The organism is Pseudomonas brassicacearum, from assembly GCF_003732265.1.
GTDB classification, from domain to species: Bacteria; Pseudomonadota; Gammaproteobacteria; order Pseudomonadales; family Pseudomonadaceae; genus Aquipseudomonas; species Aquipseudomonas brassicacearum_D.
This window is the reverse complement of record NZ_MOBK01000014.1, coordinates 81432-106516: the sequence shown is the minus strand read 5'-3', so window position 1 is coordinate 106516 and position 25085 is coordinate 81432. Positions and strand designations below refer to the sequence as shown.

Genomic DNA, 25085 nt, shown 5'->3' with positions numbered 1-25085 from the left:
GCGAGCAGGCTCGCTCCCACAGGGATTGTGTGAACTGTCGCCCTTCATTATTTCAAGGTGATCCCATGTTTCTCATCGCTTTCCTGGGCGGCATATTGACCGTCCTCAGTCCCTGCATCCTGCCGGTCGTGCCGTTCCTGTTCGCCGGGGTCAAACGTACCCGTTCCTCCATCCTGCTGACTCTCGGCGGCATGGTCCTGACGTTCGCCCTGATCTCCAGCCTGGCGGTGGTCAGCAGTGAGTGGGTGGTGCAAGCCAACAACACCGGTCGCCATGTCGCGCTGTTCGTGATGGTGCTGTTTGCCCTGTCGCTGATTTCGGCCCGGATCGGTGACTGGATGGCCCGTCCGTTCGTGGCACTGGGCAATCGCCTTGATCCCGACACCCGCAAAATGTCCGGCCCGTTGAGTTCGGTAATGATCGGTGTGGCCACCGGTCTGTTGTGGGCACCGTGTGCCGGGCCGATCCTCGGTGTGATCCTCACTGGTGCCATGCTGCAAGGCGCCAATGCGCAGACCAGTCTGTTGCTGCTGGCGTACGGTCTGGGCAGCGCGCTGTCTCTGGGGACGTTGATCTTCGCCGGTCGCGGCTTGGTCAATCGCTTGAAAGCGTCGATACCGGTCACCGGTTGGCTGCGCAAGGGTGCAGGTGTTGCGGTGCTGGCGGCTGCGGCCGTGATTTCCACCGGCGCTGACAAAACCCTGCTGGCCGGCACCTCGTCCGAAGGCGTCAGCAGCCTTGAGAAAGGCGTGCTGGAAACCGTGCCGAAAGTGGTCGACTACTTCGTCAGCAAAGTGAAAGCGGACTCCTCGATGGACAACGCCCAAGGCGCCATGCCGTCGCTGAACGGCGCCGTCGAATGGCTCAACTCGCCGGCCCTGACCAACGAATCGCTGAAAGGCAAAGTGGTGCTGGTGGATTTCTGGACCTTCGACTGCATCAACTGCCAGCACACGCTGCCGTATGTGAAGGACTGGGCGAAGAAATACGAGAAGGACGGCCTGGTAGTGATCGGTGTGCACACCCCTGAATACGGTTTCGAACGGATCATCGACAACGTCAAGGACCAGGTGAAAAAGCTCGGCATCACCTACCCGGTGGCCATCGACAACAACTACGCGATCTGGCGCAACTTCGATAACCAGTACTGGCCCGCTCACTACCTGATCGACGCCAAGGGCCAGGTGCGTTACACCCACTTCGGCGAAGGCAGCTACGAGACGCAGGAGAAGATGATCCAGCAACTGCTGCAAGAGGCGAAAGCCCCGGCAGCGTAAGCGATCCAATCAATGGCCCACAGGCTCCGCGCCGTGGGCCATTGACTTTTTCGCCTGACTGCGCCGCCATGCGGCCGGTGGTGCACCGAACTCGCGACGAAACGCCCGACTGAACGCCGTATCGGTCTGGTAACCCACTTCTTCGGCAATGCGCATCAATGAGCTGTTACTGCTGCGTAACAGGTTGGCCGCCAGCAACATCCGCCATTGCGTCAGGTACTGCATCGGCGAACTCCCCACCAATTGTTGAAAGCGCTCGGCCAGCACCGATCGTGAGGTGCCGGCCGTACGCGCCAGTTCATCCAGCGTCCAGGTGTGGCAGGGTGTGTTGTGCAGTGCATTCAAAGCGGCACCGACAATCCGGTCTCCGACCCCGGCCAGCCAGCCGGTCCGACCTTCGCCCTGTTCGTTCATGTGCAGGCGCAGCACTTCGATGAACAACACCTCGGCCAGTTTCGCCAGCACGCCTTCGCCACCCGGCCTTGGCGAGCGAGCTTCGGCCAGCGCGTAACGCACCGAAGATTCCAGCCACATGCCGGCATTCGAGCCGCGCACGTTGACCCGGACCACCGCTGGCAGCCCGGTCAGCAACATGCCGGCCAGTCGCGTATCGCACGCCAGATAACCGCACACCAAGCGCGTGACCGCACCACCTCCGCCATAACTCAATTGCCGCGGACGGCGCGCCAGCACCACGTCCAGCCGCGCACCTTTGGCGGGCGGAAGTCCCGGTTTGGAGCACATGCGATGGGCGTCACCTTGCGGGAACACGACGACGTCGCCAGCCGTCAGCAACAGCGGCGGATCATCCCCGAGTTCGACGTAACACTCGCCCTCGGTGATCAGGTGGAAGATCACCACGCGTTCGGCGCCGGGTTCCAGAAACGGCGCCGCCGTGTCGGCGCTGGGCGACTGGTAACACCAGGGCGCGGTGAATCGGGCATTGATGAAAATAGCGCCGACCAGGCGCACGACCCGCAAGGTTTGGGACAGGGCGTCCATGGCGGTTTTCCGGTGTAGAGATCGCATTGATTGTGAGCCTGTCGCCGGAAGGCGGCCAACCTCCGGACGATCGGACAAGGTTGGCCGACGATCGGGCAGGACGCCGGCGTGCGCCGGGGTGATAGTTCACTCACAGGGCCACTACCGACCCTGTCATCAATAACAAAAATGAGAGGTTGCCATGCCTAAGTTCGTCATAGAACGCGAGATCCCCGGCGCTGGAACACTGTCAGAACGGGATTTGAAAGCCGCCGCGCTAAAGTCCTGCAACGTGTTGCGCGAATTGCCAGAGGTGCAGTGGCTTCAGAGTTATGTCACCGGTGACAAGCTCTACTGCGTGTACATCTCACCCAGCGAAGCGCTCATCAAAGAACACGCGACCCGCAGTGGTTTCCCGGCCAGTCGTATTTCCCAAGTGGCAAGCATTATCGATCCCACCACGGCGGAATAGGCCGCGGTCGGTTGCTATCCGTACGGAGCAGACTTCATGAGTACACCGATTGATCTCACTGCCCTGAAAAACCGCCAGATGGCCTCCTGGGCCAGCGGCGACTACGCCGTCATCGGCACCACCTTGCAGATTGTCGGCGAGCAACTTGCCGAAGCCTGCGACCTGCTCTGTGACGAGCGGGTGCTGGACGTGGCTGCCGGCAACGGCAACGCGACGCTCGCCGCCGCACGCCGGGGCTGCAACGTCACCTCGACTGACTACGTGGCCGCGTTGCTGGAACGTGGCGAAGACCGGGCCAGGGCAGAACGCCTGGAAGTGACCTTCCAGGTGGCCGACGCCGAAGCGTTGCCGTTCGCTGACGCCAGCTTCGATGCCGTGCTGTCGACCTTCGGCGTGATGTTCACGCCCGACCAGCCCAAAGCGGCCGCAGAACTGGCGCGAGTCTGCCGCCCCGGTGGGCGGATCGGCCTGGCCAACTGGACGCCGGAAGGCTTTGTCGGGCAGGTATTCAAGACCCTGGGCCGGCACCTGCCGCCACCGCCGGGGGCACAGCCACCGTCCAATTGGGGCACGGAAGCCTGGTTGCACACACACTTCGATGAACGCAACTTCCTGGTCCAGGTGACGCGCCGCACGTTCAACTTCCGTTATCGCTCGGCGGCGCACTTCATCGACATCTTCCGTAACTGGTACGGGCCGGTCCACAAAGCTTTCGCCGCGCTGCCGCCCGACGGCGCCAAGGCGTTCGAGCAGGACCTGACCGAGCTGCTGAACCGGATGAACCGGGCGGGAGAGCATTCGCTGGTGGTGCCCAGTGAATACCTCGAAGTAGTCATCACAAGACGCTGATTCGGCGTAGATCTAATGTGGGAGCGGGCTTGCTCGCGAAGGCGGCGGATCAGTCGATATCTACATTGACTGACACACCGCCTTCGCGAGCAAGCCCGCTCCCACAGGGGTTTTGTGGTGTTTATGAGATTTACTGAATGCTGGCGCCTCGGGCTGTCAGGAGTTCGCGCAATACCGAGCGATGGCAGTGCGCTTCTGCCTCGCAGTAACAACCCAGGGCCAATGAGGTTTGATGGGAGAGGGCGGCTAGCAGGTCGAGTAGCTGGCTCGGCGCGGGGTGGTTCATTTCAGCCTTGAACTTGCGTTTGAACGCGTCCCAGGCCTTGTCATCAGCGGCCACTTTGGCCTCGGCGACCAATTGCGCGCTGGGCGACAGCAGCGGTTGCCACACATCATAAAAATCACGACTGGCAAACTCGGCCTTCGGTACGCCTCGGGGCGGGCGGCGGACCGTGCCCAGGCGCAGGCCTTCATCGGGCATGCGCGGTGAGCCGAGTCGAACGATATGAATGGCCATGGCGGACTACGAGTGACGCGAGCCGTCAAACCATTCCAGTGCCGTGCGCCAGATGCAAATCCCCAAAAAATACGCCGACATCAGCAACCACAGCCCCATCACCATCGGGTTGATCACCGGATGATTGATCACCAGCGACAAACTGCACAGCAGCCAGATCGCCGTCACGGCGATGTTGATCGGCATGAAGCGGCGCACGCGAAACGGGTGCAGGAACTTCATCCGGGTGACAGTCAGCAAGGCCAGGCCAATGACGGTCAGTAAAGTGATCCACGGCGACGGCGCGATGATGTACAGGCACAGCGCAACCACGTTCCACGCGGCCGGAAAGCCCTGGAAGTAATTGTCTTTACTCTTCATGTTGACGTTGCAGAAGCAGAACAGCGACGACACCAGAATCAGCGAAACGGACAGCAGCAGCGTGTAGTCCGGGAGCGGGATGTAGCGATAGATGAACAGCGCCGGGATAAACACATAGGTCAGGTAGTCAATCACCAAGTCCAGGATCGAGCCATCGAAACTGGGCAACACCGACTGCACGTTGACCTTGCGTGCGAGTGCGCCGTCCAGCCCGTCGACGATCAACGCGACACCCAGCCACAGCAGGCAGTGGGTCGGCTGGTTTTCCAGCAATGCCAGGGTGGCGAGGAAGGCAGTTACTACACCGGTGGCGGTAAAACCATGGGCGCCCCATGCTTTGAGCCTGGCAAGGTGTAAGGTCGAAATCACGGGGGCGTTCTCCAAAAAGTGAAGCAAGCCTGTTATCACCCCTTCAAGTGGGGGTGTCGGCAAACCGGGTCGGGTTGCAGGTATCGACCGGAAAATCGGGAATAAGGTTCACCATCAGTAAATCTTAGCCAATACCCCGGAAAAAACCGGCGTATTCATTGGGGTGAACAGGTTTCATGTCAGCCCAACGGTGGTGGCGCATTGGCGGGCGAGGTCTATCGTTGCCTGACTGGGTCACTTTCGTTTGATGAGGACGTCGTCATGAACACCAGCGATTTGCTCGAACAATTACTGCGGGCCGGCCAGGGCTCGAGGGCGCAACAGGGCGGCGGTGGCGCTTCGTCGCAAGATCCGCTCGGCGGCCTTGGCGGATTGCTGGGCGGTTTGATGGGTGGCGGCACGGGTTCCAGCAGTGGCGGAGGCGGGTTGGGTGGATTGCTCGGTGGTTTGCTCGGCGGCGGTTCACCGATGGGCGGCTCGACCCAGACGCGTTCCGGTGGCGGCACCAACTATGCGGCGCTGGCGTCGCTGGGGATGATGGCTTTTCAGGCGTATCAGGCCTGGCAGCGCAGTCAGGCCTCGGCCCCGCAACAGGCGCCGCGCACGGTGGATCTGTTGTCCGGCCCGGAAGTCGAGGACCACAGCCATGCGGTGCTGCGCGCCTTGATTGCGGCGGCGAAGGCCGATGGCCGGATTGATGACGCCGAGAAGGGGATGATCAGCGCGGAAATCGGCAAACACACCGATGACCCGGACCTTCAGCAATGGCTGGATGAAGAGGTCGCCCGGCCGCTGGATGCCAACGATGTGGCGGTGTCGGCGACCGATCCAGCGATTGCGGCGGAAATGTATCTGGCGAGTGTGATGCTGGTGAATGATCAGGGGGAGGCTGAGCGTAATTATCTGGATGAGCTGGCGGGGGCGTTGAAGATAGAGCCTGAACTGCAGGTGCATCTGGAGCAACAGGCCAAGGGTGGAGGTGCCTGACGGAACAGCCATAAAAACTGTGTTGTTCATGAGATTGCTTTCGCGAGCAAGCCCGCTCCCACATTTAACCGCGTGCTACAGGTAGAACTTGGTCGAATGTGGGAGCGGGCTTGCTCGCGAAGAACGATAACGCGGTCAACCGTCTGACTCGAGTCTCGCCAAACCAGAAACCTGACGCCATAAGCCTCTGCGATCTCCAATACCCGTGGTAAATCCTCCGGCACTCGCAAGTCCGTCTGTCCGGGCAATTTCAACGCCAATTGAATTTTTCTCCGGCGTCGTCGCTCTGCTGATGTAGAGACGTGTTGCTTGAACGTCCTGCCACTGGCCATAGACCGAGAGATGCGCCCATGACTGCCCTGACACGACTTCACTCCCGGCCTGCCCATGAGCAGGCAATGACTGCCGCTGGCAGCCTGAAACAAACCTACGAGCACTTGCTGTTGAGCGACGCCGCCCAGCCGCTTGCGCGGACATTTCTCCACGCACAACTCCAGCAGGCGCAAGACCTGCCGCAGGCAATGCCCCACGACCTGGCGGCCCTGCAAGACTTTGTCGAGCAGCACTTTGCCGAAGTGGCCCGCCAATACGCCGACTACCTCAAGGCCCGCAAGGCCGGGGGCGGGCGGCAGTACTTCAGCAACAAGGCCCATGCCCTGTTTTTCCTGCAAGCGGTTGCCCCGACCAAACTGGTGGACGGCGCCTGGCTGTCCGGGTTGCTGCAACACTGGCGCGATCCGCGTTTCGACGGGCTGATCTGCACCTATCTGGAAGAACTGGGCGACGGCAACCCGGCGCAAAATCATGTGGTGATTTATCGCCGGTTGTTAGCCGAACTGGGCTTGCAAGACAGCGGTGTCATCGCCGACGAGCGCTACCTGCAAGGCGCGATCCAGCTGGCATTGGGTGAGTGCGCTGACGAATACCTGCCCGAGGTAATCGGCTATAACCTGGGCTATGAACAACTGCCGCTGCATCTGTTGATCAGCGCCTATGAGCTCACCGAGCTCGGCATCGATCCGTATTACTTCACGCTGCATGTGACCATCGACAACGCCAGCACCGGCCATGCGCACAAAGCCGTGCAGGCCGTATCGCAACTGATGCCGCTGGAAGCTGATCGCGAGGAATTTTTGCAGCGGGTCGCGCTGGGTTATCGGCTGAATGATCTGGGGCAGGGCAGTCGGGCGATCATCGAGTCGTTCGACCTCTACCGCGAAGTGCTGAATATGCTCGAACGCAAACGCCCGTTCGGCCAGCACATGCATTCCGACTACTGCCGATTTGAAGGCAAGACCGTCAACCAATGGTTATCGGCGCCCGAGCAGTTGCCTGGTTTCCTCACCGCCCTGGAAAACAAGGGCTGGATCAAGCGCCACCAGGATCCGCAAGCCAGCCGTTTCTGGCAGTTGATCGAGGGCGATGGCGCGGCCATGTTCGGGGTGTTCAGCCCTTATGAAAAGCAGCTGCTGCACGACTGGATTGCCGGCGACTGGACACCCGAGCGCCCACCACCGGCCTATCGCCGCAGCAACCACGATGCCGTGGAACCCGAGTTGCCGACCAGCGATCCGGATGTCCAGAGCCTGCAATCCGCACTGGAGGGCCTTCCCGCTGGTGAACAAATGCAGGTGCTGATCCCGTGGTTGTCGGCGCAGCGGCATGCCGATCCCGCCGGCCTGCTGGCCACGCGTCGCTTCATCGAGCTCAAGTCCAGCCTTCGTTAAGGAGCCTTACATGAATCAGGAAGAACACCTGAGCGCTGCCGACCTGGCATTACTGCAACTGGGACGCCGTTTGCAGGCCGACGGTTATCGATTCATCACGCCGACACCGCTGACCCATCAACGGGTGCTGGATCGCGCCTTCGGCCGACAGGCCCAGACCCTGCGCGATGTCTTCGGTTGGTCGCAGCCGTTCGAGCCCGGTCTGTTGTCGGAGGATGAGCAGCTGCAGTTGCAACGAGCGGGCGTGCTCGAGGAAGGCAATGGCCACCTGAAAAGCCGGGTGCGCTGGTCGAGCCTGGATGACCTGCTGTTTGTGCATTCCGCCTTTCCCACTGACGCGGCGGACGCGGTGTTCTTCGGGCCGGACACCTACCGGTTTGCGCAGCTGATCCATGCCCATCTGCAACAGAATTTCGCCCCGATCCGCCGCGCTGTCGACATCGGCTGTGGTGCCGGCGTCGGTGCGATTGTAATTGCCCGCGCACGCCGTGAAGCGCAAGTGCTCGCCGTGGACATCAACCCGGCGGCGCTGCGCCTGACCACGATCAATGCCGCGCTCGCCGAGGTGGCCAATGTCAGCGTCGAGGCCAGCGATGTGCTGCAAGACGTCGACGGTCAGTTCGACCTGATCGTCGCCAACCCGCCCTACATGGCCGACCCGGCCGAGCGGGCGTACCGACATGGCGGCGGGGCGCACGGAGCGCAACTGTCGCTGCGCATTGTCGAGCAAGCCCTGAATCGACTGGCCCCCGGCGGCTCTTTGGTGCTGTACACCGGGGTGGCGATGATCGATGGCCACGACCCTTTCCTCCAGGCGCTGACCCCGCGTCTGGAGTCGCCGATGTTCGGCTGGACCTACCGCGAACTCGATCCCGATGTGTTCGGCGAAGAATTGCTGACGCCTGGCTATCAACGGGTGGAACGGATTGCCGTGGTGGCGCTGGTCGTCACGCGGGGCGGCCCCGGCAACGGGGGGATTGTTGAGTCAGCAGCGGGTGCGCCATGAACAGGAACCTCGACGACTACAACCGCATGCGCGACTTCTCGGCGACCTCTGAACCCGCCGCGAAAAAAAGCACGGGCAAAAAAAACGCGAAAGACCACGCACTGCAATTCTGCATACAGAAGCACGACGCCTCGCACCTGCATTACGACTTTCGCCTGGAGCTCGATGGCGCCCTGAAAAGCTGGGCGGTGCCCAAAGGCCCGTCGCTCGACCCCAAGGTCAAGCGCCTGGCGGTCCACGTCGAAGACCATCCGCTGGACTACGCGACCTTCGAAGGCAGCATCCCCGAAGGACATTACGGCGCCGGCGATGTGATCGTCTGGGACCGTGGCGTGTGGATTCCACAGGAGGATCCGGCCAAGGCCTACGCCAAGGGCAAGCTCAAGTTCGAACTGCAAGGCGAGAAGCTCGGCGGTCTGTGGAATCTCGTACGCACGCACATGCCGGGCAAGCAGGAGCAGTGGTTTCTGATCAAGCACCAGGACAGCGCGGCCAAACCCGAGAGCGATTACGACGTGGTCGCGGCCGAGCCCGACAGTGTGCTGAGTGACCGGACCATCGTCGCCAAAAAATCCAGGTCGTCGGCTAAACCCAAAGCCGTCAAGCAACCCGCGCGCAAGGCCGTGCCCAAAGTAAAATCGGCGCCACTGACCGGCGCCCATAAAGCCCCTCTGCCAGACCAGCTCAAACCCGAGCTGGCCACATTGGTTGAGAAGGCCCCGGACGGCGAGTGGAGCTATGAGATCAAGTTCGACGGCTACCGGATCATGGCCCGCATTGATCACGACGACATCAAGCTCTTCACCCGCAACGGTCACGACTGGACCCACAAATTGCCCAAACAAGCCGAAGCGCTCGCGGCGCTGGGGCTTGAATCGGCCTGGCTCGACGGTGAAATGGTGGTGGCCAACGAGCAAGGCGTGCCGGACTTCCAGGCGCTGCAAAACGCCTTCGATTCCGGTGCCAGCGCCAACATCCTTTATTACCTGTTCGACCTGCCTTACCTCAACGGCGTGGACCTGCGCGAGGTGCCGGTCGAAGAACGCCGGGTGGCGCTGTCCACTGTGCTCAACGCCAATCACGACCCGCTGCTGCGCTTCTCGGATTCGTTTGGCGAAGCGCCGGAAGCCTTGCTCAACAGCGCCTGCCAGATGCAGATGGAAGGGCTGATCGGCAAGCGTCTGGGCTCGCCTTATGTGTCCCGGCGCAGCAGCGACTGGATCAAGCTCAAGTGCAAGCATCGCCAGGAGTTCGTGGTGGTCGGCTACACCGATCCGAAAGGGTCTCGCAACGCGTTCGGCGCATTGCTGCTCGGCTTGCATGACCGTGACAGCGGCAAATTGCGTTACGCCGGCAAGGTCGGCACCGGGTTCAACGAGACGACCCTCAAGCGCATCTACGCGCAGTTGAAACCGTTGCTGGCGAAGAAACCGGCGGTGGTCAATCCACCGACCGGTTTCGACGCCAAGGGTGTGCACTGGCTCAAACCCACGCTATTGGCGGAAGTGGCCTTCGCCGAGATGACCAAGGACGGCTCGGTGCGCCATGCGGTGTTCCATGGCCTGCGCGATGACAAACCCGCTGAGAGCATCACTGAGGAGCGCCCGAACGTGGTGAAAACCCCAGAGAAAAAAACCGCCGCTGCGGCGAAAAAGAAAACCGAGTCTCCCGCGCCATCCCAGATTGGTCTGGGCGAAGGCAAGGTGCGCATCACCCACCCCGACCGAGTCATCGACGCCTCCAGCGGCACCACCAAAGTGCAACTGGCCGAGTATTACGCCAGCGTTGCCGAGTGGATTCTGCCCGAGCTCAAGGACCGTCCCGTGGCGCTGGTGCGTGCGCCGGACGGTATCGCCGGCGAACTGTTTTTCCAGAAAAACGCCGAGCGCCTGGCCATTCCAGGTATCACGACACTGGACAAGGAGCTGACCGGCCAACCGGTGATGATCATCAACAACGCCGAAGCGCTGATCGGCGCGGTGCAGATGAGCACCGTGGAACTGCACACCTGGAATGCCACCGCCGACAACCTCGACCGGCCCGATCGCTTCGTGCTCGACCTCGACCCGGACCCGGCGCTGCCCTGGAAAAGCATGGTCGAGGCGACTCAACTGACGCTATCGGTGCTTGATGAGCTGGGGTTGAAAGCGTTTCTCAAAACCAGCGGCGGCAAGGGCATTCACCTGGTGGTGCCGCTGACCCGCAAGCTCGGCTGGGACGAGGTGAAAGACTTTAGCCATGCGATTGTCAGCCACATGGCCAAGCTCTTGCCGGAGCGTTTTTCCGCAGTGTCGGGACCGAAGAATCGGGTAGGGCGGATCTTTATCGATTACCTGCGCAATGGTCTGGGCGCCACCACCATTTGCGCGTACGCGGTGCGCACCCGCGAAGGGCTGCCGGTATCGGTGCCGATCTTTCGCGAAGAGGTGGCCGAGCTCAAGGGTGGCAATCAATGGAACGTGCACAACGTGCATGAACGCCTGGCCGAAGTAGGTCACGAGCCATGGGCGAACCTGAAGAAAACCCGGCAGACGATTACGGCCGAGATGCGACGGCGGGTGGGGATGAAAAAATAATCGGAGGAGGTTGCCGCGCTGATTACCTGTGACGAGGGAGTTTGCTCCCGCTGGACTGCGAAGCAGGCCCATATTTTGGGGCCACTTCATGACCCAGCGGGAGCAAGCTCCCTCGCCACAGGTTCAGTGTCACGGCTTAACTGGCTGGCATTACCTGATAAACGCCTGGAGATCAGAGGTCAGCTTGTCGATGGCCACTTTGAAATCCTTGGCGGTGACTTTCTGGCTTTCATTTTCCAGGGATTTGCCGAATATCTTGCGGACCACTCGGGCCACGGTCTGATTGGTTTTGGCGTCGACCAATTCGGCTTCGATATACATTTCGGTGTCTTGGTCGCGGTGACCGGTGGCCGCTTGTGTCGCCCCTACAACCGCTGTGATCGGCAGGATTTCATACCACTGCATGCCTTCATTCGAAGCGCTGACCCCAGTGATTGCCGCGCGCATGACCAACGTTTTAGAACCCGCCGGTGCTGCCGCGGTGTTGGGCACAATCCGGTACTTCGTGCCCAGCGTGGCTTTGGCTTTGCTGGTCATGTAGCTCTGGAGATCGGTCAGCGTCTGCTGATTCACCCGCTCATTGGGTTTCGGCGCTGGATAGAGTTCCAGCTTGGTGAACGCCACGGTGTCATACGCATTCGGGTTCCACGACGGGCTCACCCAGCGCATCGCCGTGCCACCGCTCGGCGTTTCGACTTCTTGCAGGTTGTTGTAACTGGACAGGTAGCCGGAGTACTGCTCCTTCTCTGTAACTTTTGAGGTACAACCGCTCAACAAGACGCCGGTCAATGCCGCACCGATGAACAGGTTTCGGGACAGATTCATAGTGGTTTTTACTCCATGGTTTGAGTCATTTTTTTTTCATTAACTACACATCAAAAACGCCAAGTCATATTCCCGGTCAGCGCTTGTATCCAGGCATTGTCGAATTGACCAGAGACTCGAGTGCCCGAAACGGTTTTGGTCTGGTCGACGGGCATGTCACCGAGCCAAACCATGGCCCAACTGACGTTCACGTCGGTGTCTTTGTTAAGAGCATAGGTGGCTCCTGTCGCAATGCGCCAGCTTTCGTTCATCGGCACGATGACGCTGCGATTGCTGTCGGAAACGGCACTGCTGTCGTACGCCACACCGACGTTCCACAGCCATTGCTCGGTGGCCTGGTATTGCGCGCCAAGGGAGAGGTGCCAGGTGTCCTTGAAGTGGGCATCGATCGTTGTCGATTGCGCCCCGGCTGCCGTGGTTTCGACCTCTACCCCGATTTCGCCGAATTGCGACCAGTCCTGCCAGTTGGCCGAAGCCAGCAACGCCCATTGCCGGTCCAGTTGTTGATACAGGCTCAAGGTGACGGTTTGCGGCACCGTCATGTCGAGTTTGGTATTGGTGTTGTTGATGCGATCCAGCAGGCGGCCGTCGCCTTTCACATTCAGCCGGTCTTCGAAATCCAGATCGACCTTGCTGGTATAAGTCAGGCCAATGCGCGTCCCGACTTGCGGGGCATAGATCACCCCGACGTTAGCGCCGTAGCCCCACGTGCCGTCCTTGTATTTGTACTGGCCGTCGGTGCGGTCGTCGAAACCCAGAGGGTTTCGATCAATGGCGGTATCCGCCTGCAACATGCCGTACATGGCTTTGACGCCCACACCCACCGACCATTGCTCATTGAAGCGATACGCTACGCTGGGCACCAGCGATAAACCCAGCAGGCTGGAGTTTTGCGTGAAATAGCGCCCGGACCAGTCGTTGTCGTAATTGACTGCCAGGCCGAAATCGCCGTACTGGCCGAAACCGACGCTCCAGTGATCGTCGAGTTCATGGGTGATGAAGAAGCTGCCGCCAGGAATCGGGTCGAGGGCGTTGCCACTGCCGCTGCCTGGGGTGTTGGTTCCGGAATCGCGATCAAAGGACAGGTCACCGTAAAGCACTTGCAAACCGCCGGTGATCTGCGTGCCTGGCAGGTAGCTCATGCCCGCCGGGTTACTGGCGATGGTCGAGGGGCCTTGAGCGCGGGCGGCGGCGCCGGCATTGGCCAGGCCGGTGTTGTCCGTGCCGATTTCGTAAAGCATGATGCCGCCGGCCCAGGCTTGCTGGCAGCACAGGGCGAGCACGGTGGCGGCGGGGAGGGCGGAGGTTTTTATCTGCATACCAATTCCTTATTGCGTCAATAAACGTCCGTCAGAGAAAACGGGCGGCCAGTGCGGCCGCCCGTGATTCGCTGAACCTACTTGGCCATCTCCGCCCGAGCCGCTGCGATCTTGGCCTTGACCGAATCGAGGTTGAAGCTCGCGCCTTTTTGCATCGGCGGGAACTCGATCGCGGTTTCAGCCAGTTTGGCCACTTGTTGCTGGACAAACACAAAGCGCCAGAACTGGAACTTGAACCAGTCGAAGTACTGTTGGGAGCCCTGTGCTGACTGATTTTCCGGCCAGCCCATGCGTTCGAACGGGTCGAGACGAAGGTTGGTCAGGATCGGTACATCCATCGGTACCTTGGCCCCCATCCATCCGCCAGGCTGGTCAATGAAGCGATACTTGTAATCATCAATGCGCACTGCACCCAACGCGCTCTCTCCAAAGTAGAAGATTTCATGCCGGTTTGACGGGCCTTTGCCGGTAATCATTGGTGTCTGATCATAGCCATCCAAATGGACTTTGTAGGTCGTGTCGCCCAGTTGTTTGCCCTTGAGCAGTTCCGTGGTGATGTTCGGGTTGCCTGCCGCGGCGACCAGAGTCGGGAACCAGTCCATCCCCGACATGATGCCGTTGCCCACCGTGTTAGCCGGCACCTTGCCCGGCCAGCGAACGATGGCAGGTACCCGGAAACCGCCTTCCATCACCGTACCTTTGCCCATCGCAAACGGGGTGGTACCACCGTCCGGCCAGGTGAAGTTTTCCGCGCCATTGTCGGTGGTGAAAATGACGATGGTGTTGTCATCCAGCCCGTCTTTTTTCAGCTTGGCCATGACATCGCCAACGACGTCATCGAGTTGTGCCATGCCGGCTTCCTGTTCCGACCAGCCGTTTTCTGCATTGCGCATGGCTTCGTACTTGTCGGAGAGGTGGGTAACGATGTGCATGCGGGTCGGGTTCAACCAGACGAAGAACGGTTTGTTGTCCTGCTTGGCCTTGTCGATGAAGGTGAAGGTCTTGTCGCGAATTTCATCGTCGACGGTTTTCATCCGCTCTGGATACAGGGTGCCGGCGTCTTCGATTTTCTGTTTGCCGACCTTGCCCCAGCGTGGCATGACGGTGCTGTCATCGGTGGCGGTGGCCCAACTGTGGACCATGTTGCGCGGACCGACCTTGTCCAGCAGTTCCTTCGGATAGTTGGGGTGCGCCGGGTCTTCCATGGCGTCGAGGTGATAGAGGTAACCGAAGAACTCGTCAAAACCGTGGACGGTCGGCAGGAATTCGTTCAAATCGCCCAAGTGGTTCTTGCCGAACTGGCCGGTGGCGTAACCCATGGACTTCAGGGCGGTGGCGATGGTCACGGCTTCGGCGGGAATACCGATGGGCGACCCGGCCTGGCCGACGGTGGTCATGCCAGTACGGATCGGCAGTTCACCGGTGATGAAGTTGGCGCGCCCGGCCGTACAACTGGCCTCGGCGTAATAATCGGTAAAACGCATGCCCTCATTGGCGAGCTGGTCGAGATGGGGGGTGCGACCGGCCATCATGCCCTGGTTGTAGACGCCGATGTTGGACCAGCCAATATCGTCGCCCATGATCACCAAAATGTTGGGTGGCTTATCGGCGGCGTAAGACATACCGGGGATATACATTGCGGACAACAGTATGGGTGTGGCGAGTGCGGAGAATATTTTTTTCCGGTTCATGTCGAGATCCTGTGTACCGCTGTGAGCACGCTGAAAAGAAGCTCCCCGGCTTCTCCTGAAATGTTGGATCCCCCCGCGAAGAGCGTAGGTAGAAACTGCGAAATATCCAGAAATAGCTATCTAAAAAGACGCGAAACCTTCCAGGAATTTTCGATTTGTTCAGCGATTGAATGGCGAGCGCCATAAAACTGCGCTTTGCTCATGCTCAAACCACTGGGGTGCTTGAACATGCCGAGCCTGCGAACTGCGCATTACCTGTTGCCGTGTGCCCTGTTCCTCGGGGCGGGGAGTGTTCACGCGGAGGAGGACGCCGAACTGGTGAAAAAATCGCTGAATCCGGTCGCGGCCATGTACAGCCTGCCGATCCAGTACACCTGGGATCAGAAGATGGGACCCACCGGGGAGGGCATGCACAGCGTGACCAATATCCAGCCGGTGCTGCCCTTCGAATTGAATGACCACTGGAACCTGATCTCCCGCACGATCCTGCCGGTGATTGACCAGCATGGCCTGGCGCCAGACGGCGCGGCGGACAAGTCCGGCATTGGCGATGTGACCCAAAGCTTTTTCTTTTCGCCCAAGGAGCCGACGGCCAGCGGCTGGATTCTCGGCGCCGGGCCGGCGTTGCTGATTCCCACGGGAAGTGACAGGTTGTTGAGCAGTCGGCAGTGGGGTGCCGGGCCGACCGTCGTGGCGTTGAAACAATCTAACGGCTGGACCCGGGGCATCCTCGCCAATCACATCTGGAGCCTGAGCGGCGAGCAGTCCAATGCAGCCAAGGTCAACCAGACGTACTTGCAACCCTTCTGGTCGTACACCACGCACACCTACACCACGTTTGGCGTTAACACCGAATCGATCTACAACTGGCAGACCAAGGAATGGGCGGTCCCGGTCAACGCCACGGTGACTCAGTTGCTCAAGTTGGGAGGCCAGCCACTGACCCTTCAAGTCGGCCCGCGCTACTGGGCCGACAGTCCTGAAGATGGTGCGCGCGGCTGGGGACTACGCGCGGCGATTACGTTGCTGTTTCCCAAGTGAGGTCGCGCATTAACTGCCTTGCGGTACCACACGGGCGTCATTGCCTGAGCCCTGGATATACACGTTCATGCCTTTACCCAAGGACGGATTGATCGGCTGGGTCACCGACACCAGCACGCCACTTCTGACCCGCACGATGATCTGTTGTGCTTCTACCGGTTGGTCATACTTTTTCTTCTCGGCGTAATTGCCGCCGACCGCACCGGCCAGCGCACCGGCAACCATGGCGACATCGCGCCCGGTGCCATGACCGATCAGGCTGCCGATACCGAGACCGCCAAGGCCACCGAGTACGGCGCCGACGCCACTGTCGTGATTGGTCTGCATCTGCGTCAGCGTGATCTGCTCGATCTTGCCTGAGCGAATCTCGATCTCGCCGGCACCGCCATCGGTTGAGCCCACGGCTGAGCAGGCGCTGATCAACACAGCCGCCATCGTGACGGTCATCCAGGACAGGATTGCTTTCATGCTGTGTACCTCTTCAGGGTCGTAAACAACAGTTCAAACAGGTCTCAACTGCGGATGAACGCCCAGAGATCCGCGTTCAGCTTGTCGATCGCCACTTTGAAATCCTTGGCCGTGACTTGCTGGCTTTCGTTTTCCAGTGTGGTGCCAAACACTTTGCGCACGACTCGGCCCACGGTCTGGTTGGTTCTGGCGTCGACGAACTCAGCCTCGATATACAGCTCGGTGTCCTGGTCACGGTGACCGGTGGCCGCTTGAGTCGCGCCGACGACAGCCGCGATGGGCACCACTTCATACCATTTCATGCCCTCGTTCGAGGCGCTGACCCCGGTGATGGCCGCGCGCAGGATCAAGGTCCTGGAACCGGCTGACGCCGGATTGGTGACCACCCGGTATTTGGTGCCCAGCGTGGCTTTGGTTTTGCTGGTCATGTAGTTCTGGATATCGGTCAGCGTCTGCTGGTTGACCCGCTCATTGGGTTTGGGCGCGGGGTAGAACTCCAGCTTGTTGAAGGCCACGGTGTCGTAGGCGTTCGAGTCCCACGACGGGCTGATCCAGCGCATGGCCTTGCCCCCGCTGGGGGTATCGAATTCCTTCAGATCGCTGTAACTCGACAGGAAACCGGAGTATTGCGTCGACTCGGTGACCTTGGAGGTGCAACCACCGAGCAGAAGGCCGGCCAACGCGGCGCCGATAAGGAGGTTTCGGGACGGATTCATGGTGGTGTGTGCTCCATGGAGAAAGTCGAACTGTTCGGTAGAAATCTCAATAGCGTTGCGGAGAGCGTAGGTAGCAATGCTGAAATTTCCAGCGCAATGCCTTGTGCGCCGATGAATCCTGCCGGGAATCGTCCGAATTCTTCTCGATGGAATGGCGAATGCCACAAAACTGAGCTTTGCTGATGTATCCGGAGCCCATGACTGCAAACCGGTGCAAGGCATGAATCATCGAAGCGTGTTCATCGGAAGATGAATTCGTTGCGACGTCATATCCGTCGCCAGGCGTTCAACGCCTGACCTCTCTCTGCGGAGAACAACCGATGCCCACGCTCCAACAACATGTCCGCTGGCTCTCGCTCAGCGTTGTTATCGCTGCGTTCGCGACCCCGTTGTTTGCCGCACAGGCGCCAGCCACCGACGCACCCGCGACGCAACTGGAGCCCAAGGCGCTGGATATTCTCAAAGCCATGAGCGCCCGGCTGACCGGCACTCAGGGCCTGAGTTTCAAAGCGGTCACCACCTACGAAAAACCCAGTCGTCTGGGGCCGCCCCTGGCTTACAGCACGGTGGCGCTGGTCAACCTGCAGCGCCCGGATCGCCTGCGAGTGTTGACCTCGGGCGATGGCCCGCCCACCGAGTTCTATTACGATGGCAAGAAAGCCTATGCCTATGAACGCAAAGACAATCTGCTCGCACAAGCGGATGCGCCACCGACCATCGATGCGACGCTAGAGGCTGCGTACCGACGGGCCGCGATCTATTTCCCGTTTACCGACGTCATCGTCGCGGACCCCTATAAAGATTTGGCCGAGGACATGCGCGTGGCGTTTTACATCGGTCAATCCACGGTGGTCGGCGATACCACCACCGATGTGATTGCTTATACGAACGACAGTGTGTTCGTCCAGGCCTGGATCGGTACTGAAGACAAGCTGCCGCGCATGTTGCGCGCAGTGTTTCTCGAGGACCCAACCCAGTCCCGGCATCAGGTCGAGTTCAGTGACTGGAAGCTCAGTTCGGATATGTCGGCGGATTTTTTCAAGCCTGACCATATCGAGACGGCTCATCGGATTCAATTTGCCCCGCCGCGCGGCCTGAGCGCCCCGAAAGGCGTTAAAGAGCCCGTGGCAAACCCCTGAACGAGGAGGCTGAATCATGAACAGATCTACCTTGATGTTCGCTGGCCTTTTGGTTGGGGCACTGACCTGTAACGAGGCGGCAGCCTGGTCGCGCGCGTCGGCCTGGGGCCATTCTTCTGGCGGTGGTGGCTCATGGAGTCACTCCGGAGATTTCGGCTCGGCGTCGGGCGGCGGTGGCAGTTGGAGTGGCGAAAGCAATCGCGGCGGCTCGGCTTCCGGCGGTGATGGCAGTTGGAGCGGGTCCGGTTATAAAGGCGGTTCAGCGTCCGGTGGCGAGGGTAGCTGGAGCGGCAGAACTGAAGCCGGGGGGACTGCCTCCGGTGGCGAAGGGTCCTGGCACGGTACGGGTGCAGAAGGCGGAACGGCTTCCGGCGGGGAGGGCGCCTGGCACGCGCAAGGTGAAAACGGTGCTACTGCTGCGGGCTACCACTCCGATGGCTATGGCACGACGGCTTACCATCCGCCGGGATATGGCACGACCACGGACGTTTACCATCCGGTTCCTTACGGAACGGCCTACTACCATCCGCCAACTGCAGTGGTGGCCAGCAGCGGTTGCTATAACTGTGGTTACAACGAGGGTGTGAATCCGGCAGCTGCCGCTGCGGCGGGTGCGGTGGTGGGGGCGACGGTAGCGACGGCGGCCGAACAGAATGCCAATGCCAACGCTTACGGCTCGGGCTATAACGCCGGGATGGTGGCCACGGCACCGCCGACAATGCCCATCGGTGCGACCTTTGCCAACCTGCCAGCGGGATGTGGCTTGCGCACGATGACCCAAGGCACATTCTACGAATGCGGCACTTCCTGGCTGCGACCTGCCTATGGCGCCAACGGTGTTTTCTACACCGTGGTGCCAGCGCCTTGATTCTCCAACCACCACCAACCCCTGTGGGAGCGAGCCTGCTCGCGAAAGCGGTCTGTCAGTCACATCAATGTTGAATGTACGGACGCCATCGCGAGCAGGCTCGCTCCTACAGGGGATGTTCGTTGGCTGAGGTTCAGCTGACGTTGCGCAACGATCCCTTCCAGTACTTTTCCCGCACTTGCCGGCGCAGCACCTTACCGACCACCGAAAGCGGCAACTCATCCACGAACACCAGCGTTTTCGGCGCCTTGTAGCCGCCCAGTCGCGTGCGGGTCTGGGCAATCAACTCTTCACAAGTGACGGATTCGCCCTGACGCAGGATGACTTCGGCATGCACCGCTTCGCCCCATTCGGCATGCGGAATACCGACCACGGCCGCCATCAGTACCGACGGATGTGCCGCCAGTGCTGCTTCGACTTCCACCGCATAAACGTTGAAACCGCCGCTGATGATCATGTCCTTGAGCCGGTCGACGATGTACAGGAAACCGTTGTGGTCGATGTAGCCCAGGTCACCGGATTTCCACGCACCGTCCTCGAATTCGGCGGCGGTTGCTTCCGGATTCTCGTAGTAACCCTTGATCACCGCTTTGCAGCGAATGCGGATCTCACCGGTTTCACCGATCGGCAACGGCGTGCCGTCCGTATCGGCGATAAACACTTCGACACCAGGGGTCGGACGACCGGCCGACGACAAGCGTTGCAACGAGGTGGCATTGCCTGGCTGGTGCGAGGCTTTGTCGAGCGCAGCGATGAGCATCGGTGCTTCGGTGGCGGCGTAGCCCTGGACAAAAATCTGCCCGAAGCATTCCACCAGTTCGCCCAGTTTGTCCGGGCTCATCGGTGCGGCGCCGTAGATCAAGGTACTCAGCGAGGAGAAGTCCTTGGGTGCGGCGCGTTGCATTTCCAGCAAGCGATACAGCACGGTCGGCACCAGGAACGAGTGGGTCACACGCTCCTTTTCGACTTGCTGGCGCCAGGCTTCCATGTCCAGCTGGTTCATGGTCAGGTTGGTGCCACCGCCGTAGAACGTCGGGAAGAACAGCATGATCGTGCCGTGGGACAGCGGCGACACATGCAACAGCCGAGTGGCGCTATTCAAGCCCAGATCGGTGTTGATGAACGCCGCGTCACGGCAGGCCATCCAGTTGTCGATGGAATACATCGCGCACTTGCCCTTGCCGGTGGTGCCACCGGTGAAGCGCAACATGCAAATGTGCTCGTCGGTATCGAGGCTCACATCGTTGTCGAGATCGGACGCGGCGTCCACCAACGACCAGAAGCTGTGAACGCCCGGCAGGCTGGCTTGCTCGGCCGTGGGCGGGTCCATCACCACGATCTCGCAACCACGGTGGCGCAACATGCCGTAGTAGCTGTCCAGCAAGCGGGTTTCGATAAACACCACGCGAGGATTGACCAGATCGACCTGACGCGAATGCTCTTCGAGCGGATCGCGCAGGTTGGTCATGACCACCGTGCCTTCCTGCTTGAAGGTGCTGGGAAACATCATCAGGCTGAGGTTGTCGTTTTCCAGGATCAGCATGAAGCGTTCGCCTGCGCGCACGTGCAACATCGAGCGCAGGACATCGGCGATACGGTTGGTCAGCAGGTGGTACTGCTCGTAGGTGTAGCGCCGATTGCGCTCGATGTTGACGATGGCTTCCTGGTCGCGATGACGCAACGCGAGCAAGCGCATGACCCGGCTAAAGTTCATTTTCATGGTGGACCGCTCCAATAGCTCCAGAAGACCGTAGGGCGAGTTATCGGGCACGCATGCGCGAGGCGGCATCCAGGCGGATGGTCTCGCCGTTGACGTAGGCGTTTTCGATCAGGAACGCGCAGCAATGTGCGAACTCACGCATGTCACCCAGGCGTTTCGGCGATTCCATCTGCTCTTTCAGCGAGTTGAGAATCTTCTCGTCGAGACCGGCAACCATGGTGGTCAGGAACAGGCCCGGCGCGATGGCGTTGACGCGCACACCAATCTCGCCCAGTTCACGGGCGGCCGGCATGTTCATGCCGATCACGCCAGCCTTGGTGGCCGCGTAGGCGCACTGACCGACCTGGCCTTCATAGGCAGCGCCGGACGACACGTTGATCACCACGCCGCGTTCTTCGCCGGCTTCGGCTTCGTTGTTAGCCATGTGCTCGGCGCACTTGGACATGACGTTGAACACGCCGTTGAGGTTGATCGCAGTCGCCAAGGCGAACTTCGACAGCGGTGCTGCCTTGCCTTCGCGGCCCAGGACCTTGAAACCGTTCGGCACGGCGGCGCCGTTGATGCAGACGTGGATTGCACCAAACTTGGCAATCACCGCGTTGACGGCGTTTTGCACCGAGGCTTCGTCGCTGACGTCGGTTTGCACGAACATTGCGCGATCGCCGCCAATGCTGGCCACGGCTTTTTCGCCGGCTTCGATGTTCAGGTCGAAAATCGCCACGCGGGCGCCTTTTTCGCCGGCCATGTAATGCGCAGTCGCCAGGCCCAGGCCCGAAGCGCCGCCAGTGATTACGATAACTTTGTCTTGAATACGCATGAAAGTGTCCTTGTTCGCTGCCCGGTCCAATGGGACCGGGTTGTTATTGTTAGGAGTGGAACGAACGGTTGATCAGAACGCGTTGACCCCGGTCAGGGCGCGGCCAATGATCAGTTGCTGGATCTGCGAGGTGCCTTCCGGAATCGGCACGATGATGGCTTCGCGGGCCAGTTTCTCGACCAGGAAGTCGGTGGTCACACCGGCGCCGCCGTGGATCTGCACGGCTTGACGGGCGACAGTCACCGCCATTTCGCAGGCGAAGTACTTGGCCATCGCGGCTTCCATTTCGGCCGGGATGCCGGAACCGATCATCTCGGCGGCGCGGTAGGTGAGCAGGCGGGCGGCGTCAACGTTGGTGGCCATTTCCGCGAGCATGCCGCTGATCAACTGGTGACCGGCGATCACTTTGCCGTGTTGCTTGCGCTCTTTGGCGTAACGCACGGCTTCTTCCAGTGCGCGACGGCCGATGCCCAGGCCTTGAGCGGCCACGAACACGCGGGAGCGCTCGAAGAACGACAGGGTGTTTTTCAGGGCCTGGCCTTCGCCGCCGATGATGTTGCTGGCCGGAACGCGCACGTCGTTGAGGAAGATCTGCGCGGTGGACTGGCTGTTCCAGGCCATCTTGTGGATGTTCTGCACTTCGTACGGGTGTTCTTTGCGGTCGAGCAGGAAGTGAGTCAGGCCCTTGCGTGGGTCATCGCCGGTGCGGCAGGTGCAGATCAGGAAGTCGGAGTACGAGCCGTTGCTGATCCAGGTTTTCTCGCCGGTGATGATGTAGTCGTCACCGTCGCGACGGGCGCGGGTCTTGATTTCCAGCACGTTGGAGCCGACGTCCGGTTCCGAGATGCCGACGCTGACGAACGAATCGCCGCTGACCAGGCCCGGCAGGTAACGTTCGCGGATGTGATCCGGGGCGAGTTTTTCCAGCATTTGCGCGCCGAAGGAGTTGATGACCACCGGCGTCGACAGGTCGACCGAGCAGGCAGCGACTTCTTCGAACAGCATGGTCATGGTCGGCCAGTCCAGGCCCAGGCCGCCATGGGCCTCGCTGACGGCGCCGCTGACCATGCCGAACTCGGAGAGCTGGCGCATCATCTCGGCCATTTTCTCTTTCGGCATGAACTTGTCGCGGTATTCCTTGTTGAACACCGGGTCGATCTTGTCGGCCAGGAAACGACGGAAACTCTCGACGGCTTCGAGTTGTTCCGGGGTGCGCATGACGTGTCCCATGGGGGGCTCCTTAGATATTCTTGTTAGCGAGGATGGTGACGGCGACCACGGCTTCTTCGATGCCGAACAGGCCACCACCGTTTTCCTGGATGGCAATGCGTGCGCCTTCGACCTGGCGCTTGCCGGCTTCACCGCGCAATTGGGTGACCAGTTCGTGGATCTGCCCAAGGCCGGTGGCGCCAATCGGGTGGCCCTTGGATTCCAGACCACCGGACGGGTTGATCGGCATGCGGCCGCCAACGGTGAAATCACCGCGCTCGGCAGCCGGGCCGCCTTCGCCGAACGGCACCAGCATCAGCGATTCGGCGTTGAGGATTTCGCCGATGGCCGAGGCGTCGTGGACTTCCGCGACGTCGACGTCGGACGGATTCACACCGGCCTGGGCGTAAGCTTTTTTCGCCGCGAGGTGGGCGATGATTTTTTCCGGCTCATCCAGACCACGGTTGGTACCGGTCTGCACGATGCTGGCGAGTACGCGAACGGCACGGTCGCCGGCGTTTTTCAAACGCTTGAGGCCATCGGCGTTGCACAGCAGCACAGCCGCCGCGCCGTCACTGATCGGCGAGCACATCAGGGTGGTCAGCGGGTAGCAGATTGCTGGCGAGGCCAGTACTTCGTCGATACTGAAAGGCTGCTGGAACTGCGACAGCGGGTTGTGTACCGAGTGCTGGTGGTTCTTCGCCGCGACAGCCGCGATCTGCCGCTGAGTGGTGCCGTAACGCAGCATGTGGTTACGGGCGATGGCGGCATACACGTCCATGAACACGCTGTACGGACGCTCGGAAACGGTGCCCGGCGGCGGTACGACGCCTTCACCCATGGCGAGCAAGGTCTCTTTGTTCTGCTCGACGGTGGACACGTCCCAGCCGCCATCGAACACCGCGAACATCTTGGATTTGTCCGGAACGTTCATTTTCTCGGCGCCGACGGCGAGGGCGATGTCGCACTGGCCGGCACGCAAGGCCAGGGTGGCGAGGTTGAAGGCCGAAGAGCCGGAAGCGCAGGCGTTCTCGACCGAGAACACCGGTACGCCTTCGATACCGATACGACGCATGGCAATCGGGCCGGGAATACCGGTCTGACCCTGCAGCATGCCGTTGGTCATGGTGCTGTAGTACACCGAGCCGACGTCTTCGGTGGTGGCGCCGGCATCTTTCAACGCCAGGCCCACGGCTTCGTCGACCATGTCGTAGACGCTGCGGTCAAGCAATCGGCCAAACGGCGTCATGCCAACGCCCACTACATAAATATCGTTCATTGTCTGTTCCTGCAGGTGTGGGGGCGTGGTGGCCTAGCGGCCCTTGAAGTTCGGTGCGCGTTTTTCGCCGAAGGCTTGCAGGCCTTCCTGGAAATCAGCGGTGCGCAGGTGTTGGCGCAGCGCCACTTGCTCGTGCTGCAAGGCGTCGTCGCGAGATTTGTCCGCCGTGGCGCGAGCCACTTCTTTCATGCGGCGCAGGGCGATCGGGCTCTTTTTGGCGATCTGCCTGGCGAGCTTTACGGCGGCTTCGGCGAGTTCTTCGTCGGCGTGGACTTCGCACACCAGGCCGTAGCCTTGCATTTCAGTGGCCGAGAGGGATTTGCCGGTCATCAGCAGGTACATCGCGATGTTCAACGGGATCAGGCGCGGCAGGACGGCAGCGCCGCCAGCGCCAGGGAACACGCCGAAGTTGGCATGGGCGTCAGCCAGGGTCGCGGATTGCGCGGCGACCACGATGTCGGCGCACATGGCCAGTTCCAGGCCGCCGGCCATGGTCACGCCGTTGAGGGCGGCGATCACTGGTTTGGGGAAGTTACGCAGTTGACCGAAGACCTGATTGGCGCGGTCGAGGAAGTCGGCTTCGCCAGCGGGCAGGCTGCTGCCGGCCAACACTTCTTTCAGATCGGCGCCGGCGCAGAAGGCTGGGCCGGTGCCGGTGAGGATCACCGCCCGCAGCTCATCGTTGAGCGCGATGTCGTTGAGGCAGCGTTCCAGCTCGGCGAGGGTCGCCAGGTTCAACGCGTTCATCGCTCGTGGGCGATTGAGCGTCAAGCGGGCCACCGGGCCAACGATTTCATACAGCAGCACATCATCACTCATGACAACTCCCCTTATTGTTTGCGCTCTATTGGCGTTGTTGATGGGCCGATAGT

At 60.7% G+C, this 25085-nt stretch carries 23 protein-coding genes; 10 read left to right on the top strand and 13 right to left on the bottom strand.

The window, feature by feature from the left end; all coding sequences use genetic code 11:
• Nucleotides 1-65: 65 nt before the first annotated feature.
• On the top strand, nucleotides 66-1277 hold the full coding sequence (locus BK660_RS28295) for a cytochrome c biogenesis protein DipZ (protein WP_123436125.1): 1212 nt from the start codon (nucleotides 66-68) through the stop codon (nucleotides 1275-1277).
• 9 nt (nucleotides 1278-1286) lie between these two features.
• Here BK660_RS28295 and BK660_RS28290 read toward each other — a convergent pair whose 3' ends face one another.
• Nucleotides 1287-2279: an AraC family transcriptional regulator gene (locus tag BK660_RS28290; protein WP_123436124.1), complete on the bottom strand. Its 993-nt coding sequence runs from the start codon at nucleotides 2277-2279 to the stop codon at nucleotides 1287-1289.
• A gap of 181 nt (nucleotides 2280-2460) precedes the next feature.
• Here BK660_RS28290 and BK660_RS28285 point away from each other — a divergent pair, with 181 nt between their 5' ends.
• Entirely contained in the window at nucleotides 2461-2730 is a 270-nt protein-coding gene (locus BK660_RS28285; RefSeq protein WP_123436123.1) for a DUF4242 domain-containing protein, read from the top strand.
• A 36-nt stretch (nucleotides 2731-2766) separates the two neighbouring features.
• Nucleotides 2767-3579: a class I SAM-dependent methyltransferase gene (locus tag BK660_RS28280; protein ID WP_123436122.1), complete on the top strand. Its 813-nt coding sequence runs from the start codon at nucleotides 2767-2769 to the stop codon at nucleotides 3577-3579.
• Nucleotides 3580-3709: 130 nt separating this feature from the next.
• Here BK660_RS28280 and BK660_RS28275 read toward each other — a convergent pair whose 3' ends face one another.
• Nucleotides 3710-4096 (bottom strand): DUF488 domain-containing protein, encoded by a 387-nt coding sequence (locus tag BK660_RS28275; RefSeq protein ID WP_123436121.1) that lies wholly within the window; start codon nucleotides 4094-4096, stop codon nucleotides 3710-3712.
• 6 nt (nucleotides 4097-4102) lie between these two features.
• Entirely contained in the window at nucleotides 4103-4825 is a 723-nt protein-coding gene (pcsA, locus tag BK660_RS28270) for a phosphatidylcholine synthase (protein ID WP_123436120.1), read from the bottom strand.
• Between the two features lie 261 nt (nucleotides 4826-5086).
• On the opposite strand from pcsA, the gene BK660_RS28265 reads away from it, so the two are divergent.
• The 4 genes from BK660_RS28265 (at nucleotide 5087) to ligD (ending at nucleotide 11121) form a co-directional block, all read left to right on the top strand.
• On the top strand, nucleotides 5087-5812 hold the full coding sequence (locus tag BK660_RS28265) for a tellurite resistance TerB family protein (RefSeq protein ID WP_123436119.1): 726 nt from the start codon (nucleotides 5087-5089) through the stop codon (nucleotides 5810-5812).
• Nucleotides 5813-6162: 350 nt separating this feature from the next.
• Nucleotides 6163-7539 (top strand): iron-containing redox enzyme family protein, encoded by a 1377-nt coding sequence (locus BK660_RS28255; protein WP_123436118.1) that lies wholly within the window; start codon nucleotides 6163-6165, stop codon nucleotides 7537-7539.
• 10 nt (nucleotides 7540-7549) lie between these two features.
• Complete coding sequence (locus tag BK660_RS28250) at nucleotides 7550-8545, top strand: methyltransferase (RefSeq protein ID WP_123436117.1); 996 nt, start codon at nucleotides 7550-7552, stop codon at nucleotides 8543-8545.
• Complete coding sequence (ligD, locus tag BK660_RS28245) at nucleotides 8542-11121, top strand: DNA ligase D (RefSeq protein WP_123436116.1); 2580 nt, start codon at nucleotides 8542-8544, stop codon at nucleotides 11119-11121. The genes BK660_RS28250 and ligD overlap by 4 nt, the downstream gene beginning before the upstream one ends.
• A 150-nt stretch (nucleotides 11122-11271) precedes the next feature.
• Here the strand turns inward: ligD and BK660_RS28240 are convergent, their stop codons facing one another.
• From BK660_RS28240 to BK660_RS28230, 3 genes are all read right to left on the bottom strand, one after another.
• Nucleotides 11272-11946 (bottom strand): DUF3313 domain-containing protein, encoded by a 675-nt coding sequence (locus BK660_RS28240; protein ID WP_123436115.1) that lies wholly within the window; start codon nucleotides 11944-11946, stop codon nucleotides 11272-11274.
• A 50-nt stretch (nucleotides 11947-11996) separates the two neighbouring features.
• Nucleotides 11997-13265: an OmpP1/FadL family transporter gene (locus BK660_RS28235; protein ID WP_123436114.1), complete on the bottom strand. Its 1269-nt coding sequence runs from the start codon at nucleotides 13263-13265 to the stop codon at nucleotides 11997-11999.
• A 77-nt stretch (nucleotides 13266-13342) separates the two neighbouring features.
• Entirely contained in the window at nucleotides 13343-14956 is a 1614-nt protein-coding gene (locus BK660_RS28230) for an arylsulfatase (RefSeq protein ID WP_123436113.1), read from the bottom strand.
• Nucleotides 14957-15184: 228 nt separating this feature from the next.
• Here BK660_RS28230 and BK660_RS28225 point away from each other — a divergent pair, with 228 nt between their 5' ends.
• Entirely contained in the window at nucleotides 15185-15997 is an 813-nt protein-coding gene (locus BK660_RS28225; RefSeq protein ID WP_123436154.1) for a transporter, read from the top strand.
• A 9-nt stretch (nucleotides 15998-16006) separates the two neighbouring features.
• On the opposite strand, the gene BK660_RS28220 is transcribed toward BK660_RS28225, so the two are convergent.
• Both BK660_RS28220 and BK660_RS28215 read right to left on the bottom strand, forming a co-directional pair.
• A complete protein-coding gene (locus BK660_RS28220) occupies nucleotides 16007-16465 on the bottom strand; it encodes a glycine zipper 2TM domain-containing protein (protein ID WP_123436112.1) in 459 nt (152 codons plus the stop codon).
• A 44-nt stretch (nucleotides 16466-16509) separates the two neighbouring features.
• Nucleotides 16510-17181 carry a DUF3313 domain-containing protein gene (locus BK660_RS28215; RefSeq protein WP_123436111.1) on the bottom strand — a complete coding sequence of 224 codons (672 nt, stop codon included), beginning with the start codon at nucleotides 17179-17181 and terminating at the stop codon, nucleotides 16510-16512.
• A 320-nt stretch (nucleotides 17182-17501) separates the two neighbouring features.
• Between BK660_RS28215 and BK660_RS28210 the strand changes: the two genes are divergently transcribed.
• Nucleotides 17502-18320 carry a DUF2092 domain-containing protein gene (locus tag BK660_RS28210; RefSeq protein WP_123436110.1) on the top strand — a complete coding sequence of 273 codons (819 nt, stop codon included), beginning with the start codon at nucleotides 17502-17504 and terminating at the stop codon, nucleotides 18318-18320.
• 16 nt (nucleotides 18321-18336) lie between these two features.
• Complete coding sequence (locus BK660_RS28205) at nucleotides 18337-19188, top strand: hypothetical protein (RefSeq protein WP_123436109.1); 852 nt, start codon at nucleotides 18337-18339, stop codon at nucleotides 19186-19188.
• 133 nt (nucleotides 19189-19321) lie between these two features.
• Here BK660_RS28205 and BK660_RS28200 read toward each other — a convergent pair whose 3' ends face one another.
• From BK660_RS28200 to BK660_RS28180, 5 genes are all read right to left on the bottom strand, one after another.
• Nucleotides 19322-20908, bottom strand: coding sequence for a class I adenylate-forming enzyme family protein (locus tag BK660_RS28200; protein WP_123436108.1), 1587 nt, complete (start codon nucleotides 20906-20908; stop codon nucleotides 19322-19324).
• Nucleotides 20909-20948: 40 nt separating this feature from the next.
• Nucleotides 20949-21725 carry an SDR family NAD(P)-dependent oxidoreductase gene (locus BK660_RS28195; RefSeq protein ID WP_123436107.1) on the bottom strand — a complete coding sequence of 259 codons (777 nt, stop codon included), beginning with the start codon at nucleotides 21723-21725 and terminating at the stop codon, nucleotides 20949-20951.
• Between the two features lie 72 nt (nucleotides 21726-21797).
• The gene (locus tag BK660_RS28190) at nucleotides 21798-22955 is read right to left on the bottom strand and encodes an acyl-CoA dehydrogenase family protein (protein ID WP_123436106.1); all 1158 of its coding nucleotides are present in this window, start codon (nucleotides 22953-22955) and stop codon (nucleotides 21798-21800) included.
• A gap of 10 nt (nucleotides 22956-22965) precedes the next feature.
• Nucleotides 22966-24213 carry a thiolase family protein gene (locus BK660_RS28185; RefSeq protein ID WP_123436105.1) on the bottom strand — a complete coding sequence of 416 codons (1248 nt, stop codon included), beginning with the start codon at nucleotides 24211-24213 and terminating at the stop codon, nucleotides 22966-22968.
• 33 nt (nucleotides 24214-24246) lie between these two features.
• Nucleotides 24247-25032 carry an enoyl-CoA hydratase/isomerase family protein gene (locus BK660_RS28180; RefSeq protein ID WP_123436104.1) on the bottom strand — a complete coding sequence of 262 codons (786 nt, stop codon included), beginning with the start codon at nucleotides 25030-25032 and terminating at the stop codon, nucleotides 24247-24249.
• Nucleotides 25033-25085: the final 53 nt, after the last annotated feature.

Excerpts from the sequence above, each read along its gene's own strand:
- BK660_RS28295 (WP_123436125.1), top strand. The coding sequence starts at position 66 with ATGTTTCTCATCGCTTTCCTGGGCGGCATATTGACCGTCCTCAGTCCC.
- BK660_RS28290 (WP_123436124.1), bottom strand. The coding sequence starts at position 2,279 with ATGGACGCCCTGTCCCAAACCTTGCGGGTCGTGCGCCTGGTCGGCGCT.
- BK660_RS28285 (WP_123436123.1), top strand. The coding sequence starts at position 2,461 with ATGCCTAAGTTCGTCATAGAACGCGAGATCCCCGGCGCTGGAACACTG.
- BK660_RS28280 (WP_123436122.1), top strand. The coding sequence starts at position 2,767 with ATGAGTACACCGATTGATCTCACTGCCCTGAAAAACCGCCAGATGGCC.
- BK660_RS28275 (WP_123436121.1), bottom strand. The coding sequence starts at position 4,096 with ATGGCCATTCATATCGTTCGACTCGGCTCACCGCGCATGCCCGATGAA.
- BK660_RS28265 (WP_123436119.1), top strand. The coding sequence starts at position 5,087 with ATGAACACCAGCGATTTGCTCGAACAATTACTGCGGGCCGGCCAGGGC.
- BK660_RS28255 (WP_123436118.1), top strand. The coding sequence starts at position 6,163 with ATGACTGCCCTGACACGACTTCACTCCCGGCCTGCCCATGAGCAGGCA.
- BK660_RS28250 (WP_123436117.1), top strand. The coding sequence starts at position 7,550 with ATGAATCAGGAAGAACACCTGAGCGCTGCCGACCTGGCATTACTGCAA.
- ligD (WP_123436116.1), top strand. The coding sequence starts at position 8,542 with ATGAACAGGAACCTCGACGACTACAACCGCATGCGCGACTTCTCGGCG.
- BK660_RS28240 (WP_123436115.1), bottom strand. The coding sequence starts at position 11,946 with ATGAATCTGTCCCGAAACCTGTTCATCGGTGCGGCATTGACCGGCGTC.
- BK660_RS28235 (WP_123436114.1), bottom strand. The coding sequence starts at position 13,265 with ATGCAGATAAAAACCTCCGCCCTCCCCGCCGCCACCGTGCTCGCCCTG.
- BK660_RS28230 (WP_123436113.1), bottom strand. The coding sequence starts at position 14,956 with ATGAACCGGAAAAAAATATTCTCCGCACTCGCCACACCCATACTGTTG.
- BK660_RS28225 (WP_123436154.1), top strand. The coding sequence starts at position 15,185 with ATGCCGAGCCTGCGAACTGCGCATTACCTGTTGCCGTGTGCCCTGTTC.
- BK660_RS28220 (WP_123436112.1), bottom strand. The coding sequence starts at position 16,465 with ATGAAAGCAATCCTGTCCTGGATGACCGTCACGATGGCGGCTGTGTTG.
- BK660_RS28215 (WP_123436111.1), bottom strand. The coding sequence starts at position 17,181 with ATGAATCCGTCCCGAAACCTCCTTATCGGCGCCGCGTTGGCCGGCCTT.
- BK660_RS28210 (WP_123436110.1), top strand. The coding sequence starts at position 17,502 with ATGCCCACGCTCCAACAACATGTCCGCTGGCTCTCGCTCAGCGTTGTT.
- BK660_RS28205 (WP_123436109.1), top strand. The coding sequence starts at position 18,337 with ATGAACAGATCTACCTTGATGTTCGCTGGCCTTTTGGTTGGGGCACTG.
- BK660_RS28200 (WP_123436108.1), bottom strand. The coding sequence starts at position 20,908 with ATGAAAATGAACTTTAGCCGGGTCATGCGCTTGCTCGCGTTGCGTCAT.
- BK660_RS28195 (WP_123436107.1), bottom strand. The coding sequence starts at position 21,725 with ATGCGTATTCAAGACAAAGTTATCGTAATCACTGGCGGCGCTTCGGGC.
- BK660_RS28190 (WP_123436106.1), bottom strand. The coding sequence starts at position 22,955 with ATGGGACACGTCATGCGCACCCCGGAACAACTCGAAGCCGTCGAGAGT.
- BK660_RS28185 (WP_123436105.1), bottom strand. The coding sequence starts at position 24,213 with ATGAACGATATTTATGTAGTGGGCGTTGGCATGACGCCGTTTGGCCGA.
- BK660_RS28180 (WP_123436104.1), bottom strand. The coding sequence starts at position 25,032 with ATGAGTGATGATGTGCTGCTGTATGAAATCGTTGGCCCGGTGGCCCGC.